The following is a 14,378-nucleotide window of genomic DNA, read 5'->3' on the forward strand; positions in this document are numbered from 1 at the left end:
ACCACATCCGAGGGCCCCATGACCACACAGATTCCCCACTTCATCGACGGTCGGCGCACCGCCGGCCAGTCCGGCCGCACCGCCGACGTCTTCGACCCCAGCACCGGGAGTGTCCAGGCCCAGGTGCCGATGGCCGGCCAGGCCGACATCGACGCCGCGGTGGCGTCGGCCCTCGAGGCCCAAAAAGGTTGGGCCGCAACGAATCCGCAACGCCGCGCGCGGGTGATGATGCGTTTCATCGAGCTGGTCAACAAACACAACGACGAGCTGGCCGAGCTGCTGTCGCGCGAGCACGGCAAGACCCTGGCCGACGCCAAGGGCGACATCCAGCGCGGCATCGAGGTCATCGAGTTCGCCATCGGCATCCCGCACCTGCTCAAGGGCGAATACAGCGAGGGCGCCGGTCCGGGCATCGACGTCTATTCGCTGCGCCAGCCGCTGGGCGTGGTCGCAGGCATCACGCCGTTCAACTTCCCGGCGATGATCCCGTTGTGGAAGGCCGGCCCGGCGCTGGCCTGCGGCAACGCGTTCGTGCTCAAGCCCAGCGAGCGCGACCCGTCGGTCCCGGTGCGCCTCGCCGAACTCTTCGTCGAGGCCGGCCTGCCACCGGGCGTGTTCCAGGTCGTGCACGGCGACAAGGAGGCCGTCGACGCCATCCTGAACCACCCGGACATCCAGGCGGTCGGGTTCGTAGGGAGCTCCGACATCGCCCAGTACATCTACGCCGGGGCCGCGGCCACCGGCAAGCGTTCGCAGTGCTTCGGCGGCGCGAAGAACCACATGATCGTGATGCCCGATGCCGACCTGGACCAGGCCGTCGACGCGCTGATCGGCGCGGGATATGGCAGCGCGGGCGAGCGCTGCATGGCGATCAGCGTCGCGGTCCCGGTCGGTGAGCAGACCGCGGACCGGCTGCGCGCCCGGCTCATCGAGCGGATCAACAACCTGCGCGTGGGCCACAGCCTGGACCCCAAGGCCGATTACGGTCCGCTGGTGACCGAGGCCGCCGTGGCGCGGGTGCGCGACTACATCGGCCAGGGCGTCGACGCGGGCGCCGAATTGGTCATCGACGGCCGCGAACGCGCCAGCGACGACCTGACTTTCGGTGACGCCAACCTCGAAGGCGGCTTCTTCATCGGGCCGACCCTGTTCGACCACGTCACCCCGGACATGTCGATCTACACCGACGAGATCTTCGGGCCCGTCCTGTGCATCGTGCGCGCCCACGACTACGAGGAGGCCCTGCGTCTGCCGTCCGAGCACGAGTACGGCAACGGCGTGGCCATCTTCACCCGCGACGGCGACGCCGCCCGCGACTTCGTCTCCCGCGTGCAGGTCGGGATGGTCGGTGTCAACGTGCCGATCCCGGTGCCGGTGGCCTACCACACCTTCGGCGGCTGGAAGCGCTCCGGCTTCGGCGACCTCAACCAGCACGGTCCGTCGTCAATCCTCTTCTACACCAAGACCAAGACGGTGACGTCTCGGTGGCCGTCCGGCATCAAGGACGGCGCCGAATTCGTCATTCCCACAATGGATTAGGGCCGCGCATGTTTACCCTTGACGACGACGAACGGGTGATCACCGAGACGGCCGCCGCGTTCGCCGCCAAGCGCCTGGCCCCGCACGCCCTGGAATGGGATGCGGCCAAGCACTTTCCGACCGACGTGCTGCGTGAGTCGGCGGAGCTAGGCATGGCGGCGATCTACTGCCGCGAGGACGTCGGCGGCAGCGGGCTGCGCCGGCTCGACGGGGTCCGCATCTTCGAGCAGCTGGCGATCGCCGACCCCACCACCGCCGCATTCCTGTCGATCCACAACATGTGCGCGTGGATGATCGACACCTTCGGCACCGCCGAACAGCGCAAGGACTGGGTCCCGCGCCTGGCGTCGATGGACGTCATCGCCAGCTACTGCCTCACCGAGCCGGGCGCCGGCTCCGACGCCAGCGCGTTGAGCACCCGCGCGGTCAAAGAGGGCGGCGACTATGTGCTCGACGGGGTCAAGCAGTTCATCTCGGGCGCGGGCGCGTCGGACGTCTACGTGGTGATGGCCAGGACCGGCGGCGAGGGCCCGCGCGGCATCTCGGCGTTCATCGTCGAAAAGGACAGTGCGGGGCTGAGTTTCGGCGCGCTGGAGGAGAAGATGGGCTGGCATGCCCAGCCCACCGCCCAGGTGATCCTGGAGGGCGTGCGGGTGCCGGCCGACGCGATGCTGGGTGGCGCGGACGGCGAGGGCGCCGGATTCGGCATCGCGATGAACGGCCTCAACGGCGGCCGGCTCAACATCGCCGCGTGCTCGCTCGGTGGCGCCCAGGCCGCCGCCGACAAGGCGGGAGCCTACGTTCGCGATCGGCAGGCGTTCGGCAAGTCCCTGCTCGACGAACCGACCATCCGGTTCGCCCTGGCCGACATGGCGACCGGCCTCGAGACGTCGCGCATGATGTTGTGGCGCGCGGCCAATGCGTTGGACACCGACGACCCCGACAAGGTCGAGTTGTGCGCGATGGCCAAGCGTTACGTCACCGACACCTGCTTCGAGGTCGCCGACAAGGCCCTGCAGCTGCACGGCGGCTACGGCTACCTGCGCGAGTATGGTCTGGAAAAGATCGTGCGCGACCTGCGGGTGCACCGGATCCTGGAAGGCACCAACGAAATCATGCGAGTGGTCATCGGTCGGGCAGAAGCCGCACGGTTCAGAGCTTCTCCGGCAACCGCATAGAAGGGTCTTCAGATGACCGAGCACGTGACCGTGGCTTTCCTGGGGTTGGGCCACATGGGCGGGCCCATGGCGACGAACCTCGTTGCGGCCAACCATGCGGTGCGCGGATTCGACCCGGTGCCCGCGGCGCTGTCCGCGGCCGCGGCGGCCGGCGTCGCCGCCTTCGACACCGCCGTCGACGCGGTGGCCGGTGCGGACGTGGTCATGACCATGCTGCCCAACGGCGAGTTGGTGAAGCGCTGCTACGCGGAGATTCTGCCCGCGGCGCGGCCCGGTGCTCTGTTCATCGACAGCTCCACGATCTCGGTCGATGACGCCCGCGAGGTGCATGCGCTGGCGGAGTCGCGCGGCATCGCCCAGCTGGACGCGCCCGTCTCGGGCGGGGTGAACGGCGCGGTCGCCGGGACGCTGGCATTCATGGTGGGTGGCGACGACGCCGCCCTGCAACGCGCGCGGCCGGTGCTGGAACCCATGGCGGGCAAGATCATTCACTGCGGCGCGGCCGGGGCGGGCCAGGCCGCCAAGGTGTGCAACAACATGGTGCTGGCGGTGCAGCAGATCGCGATCGGCGAGGCGTTCGTCCTGGCCGAAAAGCTCGGCCTGTCGGCGCAGTCGCTGTTCGACGTGATCACCGGGGCGACCGGAAACTGCTGGGCCGTGCACACCAATTGCCCTGTGCCGGGCCCGGTCCCGACGTCGCCGGCCAACAACGACTTCAAGCCGGGGTTTGCGACCGCGCTGATGAACAAGGACCTTGGACTGGCGATGGATGCGGTGTCCTCCAGCGGTTCGACCGCCCCCCTGGGCCGCCACGCCGCCGAGATCTACGCTGAGTTCGTTGCGTCGGACGCCTCCCACGGTGACAAGGACTTCAGCGCGATCATCGAGACGCTGCGTTGACCGCGCGCCGAACGTCGACTTGTGGCGGGAAATAAGCCGATTCGGCGCAACAACTCCACGTTGGGCGCGCGGGACGAAGAGCTTCAGAAGTCGCCGGCGTTGCGGCGCAACGTCTCGATGGACGACGCGAGGTCCTGCGATTCGGCGTCGGACATCCCGAGATCGGCGAACACCTGCTTGTTGAGCGTGATCGTCGCGTCCTCGACCGTGGAGCGGCCCAGGTCGGTGATCTGGACCAGCGTGGTGCGCCCGTCGGTGGGGTGCGGAACACGCTGCACCAGCCCGTCGGCCTCCAGCCGGCGGATCGCGTGGGTGACGCTGGTGACGTGAACCTGCAGCCGGTCGGAGGCCTTGGTGATGGGTAGCGCGCCGGAGCGGCTGAACGCCAGCAGCCGCAGCAATTCGTACCGGGAGAAGCTGAGGTCGTAGGGCCGCAACGCCGTCTCCACGCGGGCCAGCAGGATCTGGTGCGCACGCATCACCGACGTCACCGCGACCATGCCCGGCGCCACGTCACCCCACCCGGCGCGCTCCCAGTTGGCCCGCGCCGCGGCGATCGGATCACGCTTGTCCGGTCGTGAGTCGGCCACGCCCCTTCTTACCGCACTTGGAGCCCGAGCGTGGCCTTTCCCAACGCCGACAGCACCGCCGTCGTCGATGCGCGGCCGCCCACGGTGATCCGCGCGGCACCGTCCGCGTAATACCGCACGCGTGGAGCGTCGTCGCCGAAAGCCTCACGCCACGACAAGCCCTGTTGAGACGGCAGATACATGAAGTTCGCGTGCGCGTCGGTCGTGTAGATCCCCAGCGCGCTCAGGCGCATCCGGAGATAGCGGCGTTCGGCGGTGATCAGCCGGATCCGGCGCAGCAGTTCACCTTCCGCGGCATACGACGCCGCGACCGCGAGCAGGCCCGTGATCGCGATGCCGAACGGCAGCTGCTGGGTCCACAGCGTCGGCGCCAGCTGGTGGGACGCCACCGCGTAACCGATTCGCAGCCCGGCCAGGCCGTAGGCTTTGGAGAAGGTCCGCACCACCACGACGTTGGGAAAACGGGTGACCAGTGCCGCCACGTCGAAACGGTGCTCGGGAGCGGTGAACTCGATATAGGCCTCGTCGAGCAGCACGACGGTGTCGCGCGGCACCCGGCGCAGGAACCGGAGAACGGCGGCCGCGGGCTCCAGCGTGCCGGTCGGATTGTGCGGCCGGCACACCACCACCACGCGGGCGGCGCCGGCCGCGTCGGCCAGCGCGTCGAGGTCGTGCTGGCCGTGCGCGTCCAGCGGAACGAACGACGAGTTCAATCGTGCCAGTTGCGCGACGATCGGATAGCCATCGAACGTCGGCGACGCCATGGCGATCGTGTCGCCCGGCGCGGTCAGCGCCTGCAGCGCCTGCAACACGACGCCCGTCGCCCCGGCGCCCAGCACCACCCGCTCGGTGGGCACACCGATGTGGCCGGCGACCAAGCCGCGCAACCGCTCCGGCAAGAACTCCGGATACCGGTTCGCCGCGGAAACGGACCGAATCAACGCCGAACGCACCGACGGTAGCGGCGGAAACGGATTCTCGTTGAGCGACAAGGCGAACGGATCCACCGCGTCGGGCAGCGCATCGCAGATCTGGCCGGCAACCGGGGCCGGAACCGCGTGCATCAGTCTCGTCCGCCCCAGCGCACCGCGGCGGCGCCGGCGAAGTCGCCGGCATGCGCGAAGGCCGCCATCATGACCACTTCCCCGGCACCCAGCTGGCCGTCGGCGATCGCGCGGTCCAGATTGATCGGGATCCCGGCACCGAACAGGTTGCCGCACTCGTCAAAGGTGTCCCGATGACGTTGCGGGGGCAACTCGAGCGCGTCACGCCAATTGCGCAGAAACGCCCTGTTGGGCTGGTTGGTGACCAGCAGGTCGATGTCCTTGGCGGCCAACCCGATTCGGTCGCAGACCGCCAGCGCCACTTCCGGAACCTGCCGGTTGCCGCGGGCCAGCACCTTGGTGATCTTGCTCTCCGTGAAACCGATGCTGCCCTCGCCGGGGCCGGCCTGCCACCACTTGCGGGGCGGGTCGTAGGACAGCGTCATTTCGCCCGCATACTCGCCGTAGGTGCGGCACTCGACATCCAGGATGGGCGAGTGTTCGCTCAGCGCGACCAGTCCCACGGCGGCGCCGTCACCGGGCACCGCCGACTGCGCCTTGCGGCGGATGGTCGGCTGATCGAAGAATTGTCCGGCCGCGTTCTGTGCGATCGCGATGAGCGCGGTGCGGCCCTGGCCCGCGGACAACAATGTGCGGGCCACGTTGAGCGCCAACACGAATGCGGCGCAGCCGCCGTTGTTCAGGTCGAGCACCCAGGACGGCCGCATGCCCAGCCGATGCGCGATGCCGCCACCCTGGCCGTAGAACGCCATGTCGGGTACCTGGGTGTGGGTGATCAGCACGTCCGCACCTGCGACGACGTCGCGGCCGTGCCGTTCGATCAGGCCCCGGGCCGCACGCTCGATCATGTCGACCGAGCTCTCGTCCGCGCCGACGTGATGGCGAAACTTCGGAGCGCGGAACATCACGTTGTCGCGCAGGTCGTCGGATTCGGCGAATCGGGCGTAGTAGCCGGCGGGAATCGGATCCCCCGGCAGATAGGTGGAAACGTCGATCAGGCTGACGGTCGGCTTAGCCATGGTCTGCTCATCTCATCCACACCGGCGTCACGGGCAGGCCGTTGCGGTGGCGGTACTCGGCGATCGCCTTGAGGTTGCGCAACTCCAGCAGGTGGCCGGCGGCGAACATGTCCCAGAAGTCGCCGACCCACACGGGCCGCTGCGCCGGAGCGGTCTCCGGGTACGGGTTGTGGTCGTAGAAGGGGTGGTGGCAATTCGTCCACAGCACAACCGATCCCGGCTTGTCGAGGACGGTCTGGGCGTCGACGACACGCATCAGGTAGATCATCCACAGATGTTTGCCTTGATCCCAGGCGCAGTGGTAATCCACGGTCCGCGCCTGGGCGTTGGCGACGGTGCGCGTGTAGATCTCGGTTTCCGAGCCGAGCCGGTCGTGCGCCAGCCATAATCCGGGCTCGTCGGTGGGGGTGAACCCGCGCAGGCTGTACGTCCACTCCTCCAGGCTGCGGGTGTCGGCCATGTACTCGTAGAGCTCGTCGGGCGGGCAGTCGACGTAGTCGTTGACGGTGCAGTACTGCCCGAAGACCTGGTCGTGCGGGTACACCGACCGCATCATGTCCATGATGATCGGCGTGGCCTTCTCCCTGGGGCTGGTTTCGATGCGGGTGACCCCGTCGATGAGGTCCGGGATATCCTCAAGCGCTGGCAGCGACATTGGTCAAGTTCTCCTCAGCAAGTGAAATCTGGTCCACCCCGCGGCCTTTAGCGGGCGCGGCGGTGAGAAATGGTGCGAACGGCGGGATCTCGTCGGCGGCGCACTCGACACTGACCACCGCCGGGCCGTCGATGTCGAGCGCCGCGCCCATGGCCGCGGCGAATCCATCGGCGTCGCTGACGTCCACCGCCGCCAGGCCGGGGAACATCGCCGCCAGGCCGGCGCCGAGCCGGCTGGGACGAAACCGGTTGTAGCTGTACAGGTCGTCGTAGAACAGCTGCTCGCGGGTCACGCACATGGCGTGCGCGTTGTTGTTGAACAACACGAACGTCATCGGTAGCCGGTACTGCACGGCCGTGTGCACCTCCATGCCGTGCATGAAGAACGCGCCATCACCGGCGATCACCACGGTGCGGCCGGCCGGGCGGCCAGTGTTGGCTCGCCCCAACGTCATTCCGATCCCGGCGCCGAAGCTGTAGCCCATGCCGCCCATGCCGAGCGCGACGGCGAACCTGCCGCCGCGTCGCACCGGGAGGTAGTGGATGGCCGCGGCGCCGGTGTTGCCGGCGTCGACCACGATGTCGGACCCGTCGGGCACGACATCGTCCAGCACCGCCATGGCCTCGCGGTACCGCACGCCCGGCCCGGTGAAGGGCGGGGGCGTCATTTCGGCGGGCCGGCCCGCGCCGGGGATGCGCGGACCGGCCGGCCGCCCGCGGTGGCGAACCGCATGGGTCAGCGCGCGCAGCGAGCCGCGCAGATCATCGGTATGCACGTGGGTGCAGGGCAGATACGGCGGCGCCGAACCGATCGAGACCGTCCGCACCGCCGCCAGCGCCTCGTCCAGGCCGCCGCGCGCGGTGACCGCCAGCCGGGTGCCGACGATGAGGCACACCGCGCTGGTGGCCACCGCCTCGGCCACGTTGCGGTGACCCATGACGCCGGTCACCCCCAACGCGGCCGGCCCCCCGTCTGCAGCCGCGACATCCTTCGCGTCCGGCACGGTCGCCACCCGCGCGTGCAGCAGCGCGCGTAGCTCTTCGAGTTCGGCGCGGGCGTCATCGCGCGCCACCTGCTCGCCGGCCAGGATGGTGACCCGTCCCTGCACCCGCCGCAGCTCGGCGACGATCGGATGCGGGTTGCCGATCGCGGCCCGCATGCCATCCGCGTCATTGTCGTCACGCCCGGCGTCAAGATGGGCCTGCTGAATGTCCTTGGGCAGCAACAACACCGCCGGTCCGCCGATGCGCGCCGCGGCGATGGCCCGGGGCAGCAGCGAGACGATGTCGGCCGGCGTCAGCAGCCGCTCGCAGAACACCGATACCGCCGAGAACAATGCCTCGGCGTTCAACGATCCGTTTGCGCCGCTGGTGTCCTGAAAGCTGCCGCGGCCGTCCATCGTGCGGGCGGGCTGGCCGACCAACGCCAGCACCGGAACCCGGCTCGCCAGCGACTCGCCCAGACCCGCAACGAGGTTCAGCGCGCCCCCGCCCGAGGTCGCGGCCACCACGCCCACCCCGGCCCCGCTTCGGCTGTACCCGTCGGCCATGGTGGCCGCGGAGAACTCGTGCTTGGCCAGCACCGCGTCGATGTCGGGGCAAAAGTGCGCGGCGTCGTACACGTCCTCGATGTTGGCGCCGTCCACACCGAAGATGTGATCGACTCCGATCGCCGCGAGGTGCCCGACGATATGGTCGACCACCCGGTGCCTGCCAAGCATGCCTGATGAAACGAGGTAGCGGCCCGGTCGGTTCATCGTCGTCCAGATCCAGTACATGAACCGTTCACCGGCGGCCATCGTGATGTTTGAATGACCGTCGAACTTTGCAACGTCGTGCGCGAATACCGGGTCGGCGGTCAAACGGTGCGGGCGCTCGACGGCGTCAGCCTGCGGCTGGCGGACGAGCAGTTCGTGTCGGTCGTCGGACCGTCCGGGGCGGGCAAGAGCACGCTGTTGCACGTGCTCGGCGCCTTGGATTCCCCCGATTCCGGGTCGATCGCCTTCGATGGCGAGGAAATCGCCCGCCTTAGCGATGAACAGCAGTCGCGGTTCCGCCATCGGCGGGTGGGTTTCATCTTTCAGTTCTTCAACCTGCTGCCGACGCTGTCGGCCTGGGAGAACGTGGCGATTCCCAAGCTGCTCGACGGAGTCCGGTTGGGCAGCGCCAAGCCGGACGCGATCCGCCTGCTGGACCGGGTCGGGCTCGGCAACCGGGCGCAGCACCGGCCGGCGGAACTGTCCGGCGGCCAAATGCAGCGGGTCGCGGTCGCGCGTGCCTTGATGATGAACCCGCCGCTGATCCTCGCCGACGAGCCGACCGGAAACCTGGACTCCGCGACGGGCGCGTCCATTTTGGCGCTGTTGGCGGAGGTGGCGCACGAGGAGGGTGGGGGTCGGCTGGTGGTGATGGTGACCCACAACGCCGACGCGGCCGCGGCCACCGACCGGGTGATCACGCTGCAGGACGGTCGCGTCGGTTCGGACGTGATGGCGGTCGCGGGGTGAGGCCCGGGGCGCGGCGCGGCCTCAAGCTCACGGCCGCGGCGAGCAGGCTGCGCGTGTTCAGCCTGCGCGAGCTGGCCGTGCATCGACGCCGCACGTTTGCGTCGATCGCCGTAATGGCGGTCTCGGCAACGTATTTGGTGGCGATCTTCGGCATCTTCGGGTCGATCACCGGGTCGGTGGGCCGGCTGGCCGACGGGATCGCCGGGGTCGCCGCGCTCGAGGTGTCCGGCATCACCGACGGCGGATTCCCCGACTCGATACTGGCCGACGTGGCCGGCGTTCCCGGCGTAGCCACCGCCGCACCGATGATCCGGGCGTCGGCGTCCACACCGTCGGGGCCGGTGCTGCTGCTGGGCGCCGACGCGAGCACCGCCGCCCTGGGCGGCGCCCTCAAGGACGTGGTGACCCGGCCGGTGCAGGCGCTGTCCTCGACGCCGTCCGGCGTTCAGGCCGGACCCCGCGTCGGCTATGCGAAAGGCCAGGCGTTTCAACTGGGTTCGGCGTCGGTCACGGTGACCGATGTGCTCGCGGGCAAGCGATACGAGGACCTCAACGGCGGGCACTACGTGCTTGCGCCACTTGCCTTGGCGCAGAACGCCACCGGCCGCACCGGTCAACTCGACTCGATACTCATCACCACGAAGCGGGGCGCCGACCCCGGCGCCGTCCGCGCCGCGGTCACCGCCGCCGTGCACGGCCGTGCGATCGTCGCGGCCCCGAGCTTTCGGGCGGCCCGCGCCGGCGACGGCGTCAAGCTGATGAACTACATGGCCCTGCTGGGCGCCGCGGTCGCGTTGGTGGTCGGCGCGTTTTTGATCTACACCACGATGACGATGGCGATCACCGCGCGCCGGCCGGTCATCTCGATGCTGCGGGCTATCGGCGGCCGGCGCGCCAGCATCGTCGGCGACATGCTGGCGGAGGCGGCGGTGCTCGGCCTGATCGGCGGGGCAATCGGGTCCGGCATGGGAATTGTGGCGGGCCACATCGCGATTGGGCGCTTGCCCCCGGCGATGACGCAAGGGCTCGAAGCCCGCGTGCAGTATTGGCTGCCCGGTTATGCGATACCGCTGGCGCTCGCGGCGACGGCGCTGACCAGCGTGGCGGCCTCGGCGATGGCGGCGCGGCAGGTGTACAAGGTCTCGCCGATCGAGGCGCTCGCGCCGGTCGGGGCCTCGGCGGCCGACACGGTGCCGCGGTGGCTGCGCATCGCCGGCGGGGTTGGTGCGGTGGCGGTGTTCGCGGTGTCGACGCCGGTCGTCACCGGCCAGCGCGGCAGCTACGCCGTCGTGGCGATGGCCGCGGTGCTGGGCGCCGAGATCGCCCTGGGCTTCGCGCTCACCGCGCCCATCGTCCACGCCACGGCGGCGATGGCGCGCACGTTCGGGTCGTTCGGGGCGCTGGCCGCGGCGACGATCCAGCGTGCGCCGCGCCGGGTGTGGGCGACCGTGATGACCGTGCTCATCGGGGTACTCACCACCGTCGTGATCACCGGCACGAACGCCGACATGATTCGGTCCGCGCGGGACATCTTCGCACCGGTCACCGATACCGACGTGTGGGTGAGCGCGGACCCGCCCGACAGCTACCCCACCGACGTTCTGCCACAGGGGCTTTCCGCGAAGGTCGCCGCGCTTCCCGGCGTGGCGCGCGTGACCGAGGGAGCGTTCGGTTTCGCCGTGGTCGGCGGTACCCGCGTCCTGCTCGACGGGTTTTCCGCCGGCAGCAACGATGCGCTCTTCCGGGCGCTGGACGAACGGGTGCGCACCGAGGTGCTCGCCGGCCGCGGTGTGGTGCTCACGCGGATTCTCGGCACCACTCTGCACGTCCGGGCCGGCGACCAACTGCGGCTCCAAACGCCGCACGGCCCGCGGTCGGTGACCGTGCTGGCCCTGGTGCCGTTCTTCTCGACCGTGATCGGCACCGTCGGAATCGACCTCGACCAGATGCGGGCCTGGTTCGATCGCCCGGCGGCGACGACACTGCAAATCGCCGCGGCCCCGGGGGTGAATCGGCAGCGGCTGCTGGCCGGCGTCCGCGAGGCGGCGCCGGCCCCGAACCACGTGTACGACGGCCCCACCGCGCTGGCGGGGCTGCAGGCCCCGCTGCGTCAGAGCATGTTCATCGCCAACGCGGTGTGGGTCATCGTCGTGGCGGTGGCCGCGGTCGCACTGCTGAACACGCTGACGCTCTCGGTGAACGAACGCCGCCGCGAAATCGGCGTGCTGCGCGCCATGGGATCCAGCCGGCGGTTCACCTTGCGGATGGTGCTGGCGGAGGCGGCCGGAATCGGTGTCGTCGGCGGCGTTTTGGGGCTGGCGCTCGGTCTGACCGACCAGTGGTTGTTCAGCCGCATCAGCGACGACATCATGAATTTCGAAGTCGGCTTTCACCCGAGCCCCCTGGCGCTCGCCTTCACGCTCGGGGCGCTGGCGATCAGCCTGCTCGGCTCGGTGCCACCGGCACGGCGCGCGGCGCGCCTGTCCATCATCGAGGCGGTCAGCGTCGAGTGACGGTGGCGAATCCCTGCAGATGGGGTTTGCACGGGAAGGGCACCGGCGTTCGGATGCTGCGCAGCGCGGCGGTGTCGAATCCGGCGGCGGCGATGGCCTCGAGGGTGCGCCGGTTCGGCTCGCAGCCACCGGCGAGCCACGACCACGGCTTGGCGATCAGATCCTGGAACCGGCCGGTCGCGCCGTCACCGCGCACGTGCTCGAGGACCACGAGCCTGCCGCCGGGCACCAGCACCCGCCGGATCTCGCCGAGGGTTGCGGCCACGTCGCCGACCGAGCACAACACCAGCCCGGCGTGGACGGATTCGAAAGAGTTGTCCGGGAAGGGAATCGACTCGCCCGTTCCCTCGACGAGGTCGACCGCGATGCCGCGGCGCCGGGCGAGCCTCGCGGCCATCCGCCGGAACGGCGCCGCGGGCTCCACGGCGGCGACCGACGTCACCGTGTCGGGCAGAAACATCAAGTCGGTTCCCGGCCCCAGCCCGAGCATCAGCAGCCGGCCGTTCGCGTTACTCAGCGCCGCCCGTCGGTAGCGGTGGTAAAAGAGCCGGTCGAAAAGCGGCTGGCCGAATCGGTACACGTAGGGGAACGCCAGGCTTCGCAGGGTCATCGTGCGCCCAAATCCATTCGGAACGGCGGGTATTCGTCGCGCATCAACGACACGTACACCGCCACCCGGTATCGCCAGCGGACCATGCCCATGAGCAGATCGAACGCGCCCCGTGGGATCGTCCCGGTGAACAGCAGCGCCAGCGCGGCGATGACACACAGCACCTGCAGCGGCGCCTCCATCGACCAGCACAGCAGAACCTGGGGGATGGCCAGCAGCCACTTCACCAGCACCGCCCAGTTTTTCAGCCGCTCGGGATAGTCGACCGCGAGATCGCCGGGGTAGTCGGGCCGAGACGCCAGCGTGAAAGGCGGGTACCTGTCGGTGCTGTTCATCGGGAAGCGGTAGTTCATCAGCCGCCACGACCAGCGCAGCACGCCGACGTTGAATACGAACAGCGGCCGCGGATATCGCCCGGTGCACAGGATGGCCACTCCGGCCGCCACGGTCGAGAACGGATAGATCAGGTAGAGCAGTATCAGTATCGGGTAGTGCGGCACGGCCAGCACGCACCACTTCACCAGCCAGAGCCAGCGCGAGGGCGAGTCGAAATCGCCTCGCACTCTTACGGAATCGGCCGGGCTGTTCACGGGCTTGACGGGACCGTCGCCGCTACCCCCAAGTTTCGGCTGATTTCGGCGGACATCCGGCGGTGACTCGTAAGGCGCAGAAACGTCGTCAGCGCGCCGGCCTGCAGCCGGTCGGAGATCAGCGCGGCCGGTCGCAGCACGAACTCACCGTGCGACACCGGCAGCGACGCCACCCAGGACACGGCCATGACTTTGCGTCGACGGGTCCTCTCATACCACCGCAGGGCGGCCGAGACATCGGCGCCGCCGTTGGTCCCACCGCGAAAATCCCTCAGCGTCTTGCACAAAACCATCGTGTCGAGCAGCGCCTGGTTGGTCCCCTGCGCCAGGGTGGGCGGCATCGCGTGCGCGGCATCGCCGAGCAACGTGACGGGGCCGTGCCCCGGGCCCGGAATCGGATGGCGAAAATGCGGGAATGGCGAGCCGGCCAGGTCGTCGTCGCTCAGCGTCGCGAGCACCCGGTCGACAGAGTCGGACCATCCGGCGAAGTGGGACCGGATCATCTCGATCGGGCGCTGCGGTCGGACGAAGCCATGCGACCACGGCAGGTCGAACCACCACTGCACCTCCGACCCGCCGGCGGGCCACAGGCCGAGGTTTCCGCGAGCACCGATGATCATCAGCGCGGCATCGGAATCCGCGATCTCCGGGACAGTGGCAAGCCCCTGCCAACTGCACCAGCCGGTCGGCTTGGCGGCTTGCGCGCCAACGCAATTGCGCACCATCGAGTGCAACCCGTCGGCACCGATCACCACGTCCGCATCAGCCACGGTGCCGTCGCCGAACTCCACGCAGACACCGACGTCCGTACGGTTCACCGCGATCACCGGGGAGCCGCACCGGATGCGCTCGGCGTCGAACCCGTCGAGAAGGCGTTCCAGCAATATTCGGCGCGGAACCATCCGCACGGGTGCGCCCAGCCGCCGCACCATCGCGGTGACGTCGAGCGTGGCCAGCGGCCGGCCGTGGGACGTCACGGCCCGCACGGTGGCCAGCAGGCGGCCGGCGCCGCCCATGTCGACACCCAGCTGGTTCAGCACCGCCTCGCCGTTGGACCAGATCGTCACCGCACCGCCGGGCGCCTGCACGTCGGGCCGGCGCTCGAAGACGGTGACGTCATGTCCGTCCCCCACCAAGCCGCGGGCGACGGAGATGCCGGCCACGCCGGCGCCCACCACCAGCACCCGAAGCGGACGCCCGAACACGCTGGCTCC

13 protein-coding genes are annotated in these 14,378 nt (G+C 69.5%); 5 read left to right on the top strand and 8 right to left on the bottom strand.

The window, feature by feature from the left end; genetic code table 11:
- The first annotated feature begins 18 nt into the window (after positions 1 to 18).
- From W7S_RS21430 to mmsB, 3 genes are read left to right on the top strand one after another with little or no spacing between them, the layout of a single operon-like run.
- Positions 19 to 1,539 carry a CoA-acylating methylmalonate-semialdehyde dehydrogenase gene (locus W7S_RS21430; RefSeq protein ID WP_014381093.1) on the top strand — a complete coding sequence of 507 codons (1,521 nt, stop codon included), beginning with the start codon at positions 19 to 21 and terminating at the stop codon, positions 1,537 to 1,539.
- Between the two features lie 8 nt (positions 1,540 to 1,547).
- Entirely contained in the window at positions 1,548 to 2,717 is a 1,170-nt protein-coding gene (locus tag W7S_RS21435; protein ID WP_014381094.1) for an acyl-CoA dehydrogenase family protein, read from the top strand.
- A 12-nt stretch (positions 2,718 to 2,729) separates the two neighbouring features.
- Complete coding sequence (mmsB, locus tag W7S_RS21440) at positions 2,730 to 3,617, top strand: 3-hydroxyisobutyrate dehydrogenase (protein ID WP_014712342.1); 888 nt, start codon at positions 2,730 to 2,732, stop codon at positions 3,615 to 3,617.
- An 83-nt stretch (positions 3,618 to 3,700) separates the two neighbouring features.
- Here mmsB and W7S_RS21445 read toward each other — a convergent pair whose 3' ends face one another.
- From W7S_RS21445 to W7S_RS21465, 5 genes are read right to left on the bottom strand one after another with little or no spacing between them, the layout of a single operon-like run.
- Positions 3,701 to 4,207 (bottom strand): MarR family transcriptional regulator, encoded by a 507-nt coding sequence (locus W7S_RS21445; RefSeq protein WP_008260522.1) that lies wholly within the window; start codon positions 4,205 to 4,207, stop codon positions 3,701 to 3,703.
- 8 nt (positions 4,208 to 4,215) lie between these two features.
- Complete coding sequence (locus W7S_RS21450) at positions 4,216 to 5,271, bottom strand: histidinol-phosphate transaminase (protein ID WP_009956590.1); 1,056 nt, start codon at positions 5,269 to 5,271, stop codon at positions 4,216 to 4,218.
- Positions 5,271 to 6,290, bottom strand: coding sequence for a 3-oxoacyl-ACP synthase III family protein (locus W7S_RS21455; RefSeq protein WP_014712343.1), 1,020 nt, complete (start codon positions 6,288 to 6,290; stop codon positions 5,271 to 5,273). The genes W7S_RS21450 and W7S_RS21455 overlap by 1 nt, the downstream gene beginning before the upstream one ends.
- 7 nt (positions 6,291 to 6,297) lie before the next feature.
- The gene (locus W7S_RS21460; protein WP_008260527.1) at positions 6,298 to 6,945 is read right to left on the bottom strand and encodes a hypothetical protein; all 648 of its coding nucleotides are present in this window, start codon (positions 6,943 to 6,945) and stop codon (positions 6,298 to 6,300) included.
- Entirely contained in the window at positions 6,926 to 8,701 is a 1,776-nt protein-coding gene (locus W7S_RS21465; protein WP_043955847.1) for a thiamine pyrophosphate-binding protein, read from the bottom strand. The genes W7S_RS21460 and W7S_RS21465 overlap by 20 nt, the downstream gene beginning before the upstream one ends.
- A gap of 54 nt (positions 8,702 to 8,755) precedes the next feature.
- On the opposite strand from W7S_RS21465, the gene W7S_RS21470 reads away from it, so the two are divergent.
- Positions 8,756 to 9,451 carry an ABC transporter ATP-binding protein gene (locus W7S_RS21470; RefSeq protein ID WP_009956588.1) on the top strand — a complete coding sequence of 232 codons (696 nt, stop codon included), beginning with the start codon at positions 8,756 to 8,758 and terminating at the stop codon, positions 9,449 to 9,451.
- Complete coding sequence (locus W7S_RS21475; protein ID WP_009956587.1) at positions 9,448 to 11,964, top strand: FtsX-like permease family protein; 2,517 nt, start codon at positions 9,448 to 9,450, stop codon at positions 11,962 to 11,964. The genes W7S_RS21470 and W7S_RS21475 overlap by 4 nt, the downstream gene beginning before the upstream one ends.
- Here the strand turns inward: W7S_RS21475 and W7S_RS21480 are convergent.
- From W7S_RS21480 to W7S_RS21490, 3 genes are read right to left on the bottom strand one after another with little or no spacing between them, the layout of a single operon-like run.
- On the bottom strand, positions 11,951 to 12,574 hold the full coding sequence (locus W7S_RS21480) for a class I SAM-dependent methyltransferase (RefSeq protein ID WP_009956585.1): 624 nt from the start codon (positions 12,572 to 12,574) through the stop codon (positions 11,951 to 11,953). The two genes, W7S_RS21475 and W7S_RS21480, sit on opposite strands and share 14 nt — an antisense overlap.
- Complete coding sequence (locus tag W7S_RS21485; protein WP_014381096.1) at positions 12,571 to 13,137, bottom strand: DUF4389 domain-containing protein; 567 nt, start codon at positions 13,135 to 13,137, stop codon at positions 12,571 to 12,573. The genes W7S_RS21480 and W7S_RS21485 overlap by 4 nt, the downstream gene beginning before the upstream one ends.
- A 23-nt stretch (positions 13,138 to 13,160) precedes the next feature.
- Positions 13,161 to 14,369, bottom strand: a complete 1,209-nt coding sequence (locus tag W7S_RS21490) for an NAD(P)/FAD-dependent oxidoreductase (protein ID WP_014712344.1) — start codon at positions 14,367 to 14,369, stop codon at positions 13,161 to 13,163.
- Positions 14,370 to 14,378 lie beyond the last annotated feature (9 nt).

The sequence above is a fragment of the Mycobacterium sp. MOTT36Y genome (assembly GCF_000262165.1).
Classification (GTDB): Bacteria; Actinomycetota; Actinomycetes; order Mycobacteriales; family Mycobacteriaceae; genus Mycobacterium; species Mycobacterium intracellulare.

What these genes read in the sequence shown, in the direction of transcription:
- W7S_RS21450 (WP_009956590.1), bottom strand. Translation starts at nt 5,271, where the DNA reads ATGCACGCGGTTCCGGCCCCGGTTGCCGGCCAGATCTGCGATGCGCTG.
- W7S_RS21435 (WP_014381094.1), top strand. Translation starts at nt 1,548, where the DNA reads ATGTTTACCCTTGACGACGACGAACGGGTGATCACCGAGACGGCCGCC.
- W7S_RS21460 (WP_008260527.1), bottom strand. Translation starts at nt 6,945, where the DNA reads ATGTCGCTGCCAGCGCTTGAGGATATCCCGGACCTCATCGACGGGGTC.
- W7S_RS21470 (WP_009956588.1), top strand. Translation starts at nt 8,756, where the DNA reads ATGACCGTCGAACTTTGCAACGTCGTGCGCGAATACCGGGTCGGCGGT.
- W7S_RS21480 (WP_009956585.1), bottom strand. Translation starts at nt 12,574, where the DNA reads ATGACCCTGCGAAGCCTGGCGTTCCCCTACGTGTACCGATTCGGCCAG.
- mmsB (WP_014712342.1), top strand. Translation starts at nt 2,730, where the DNA reads ATGACCGAGCACGTGACCGTGGCTTTCCTGGGGTTGGGCCACATGGGC.
- W7S_RS21465 (WP_043955847.1), bottom strand. Translation starts at nt 8,701, where the DNA reads ATGAACCGACCGGGCCGCTACCTCGTTTCATCAGGCATGCTTGGCAGG.
- W7S_RS21430 (WP_014381093.1), top strand. Translation starts at nt 19, where the DNA reads ATGACCACACAGATTCCCCACTTCATCGACGGTCGGCGCACCGCCGGC.
- W7S_RS21455 (WP_014712343.1), bottom strand. Translation starts at nt 6,290, where the DNA reads ATGGCTAAGCCGACCGTCAGCCTGATCGACGTTTCCACCTATCTGCCG.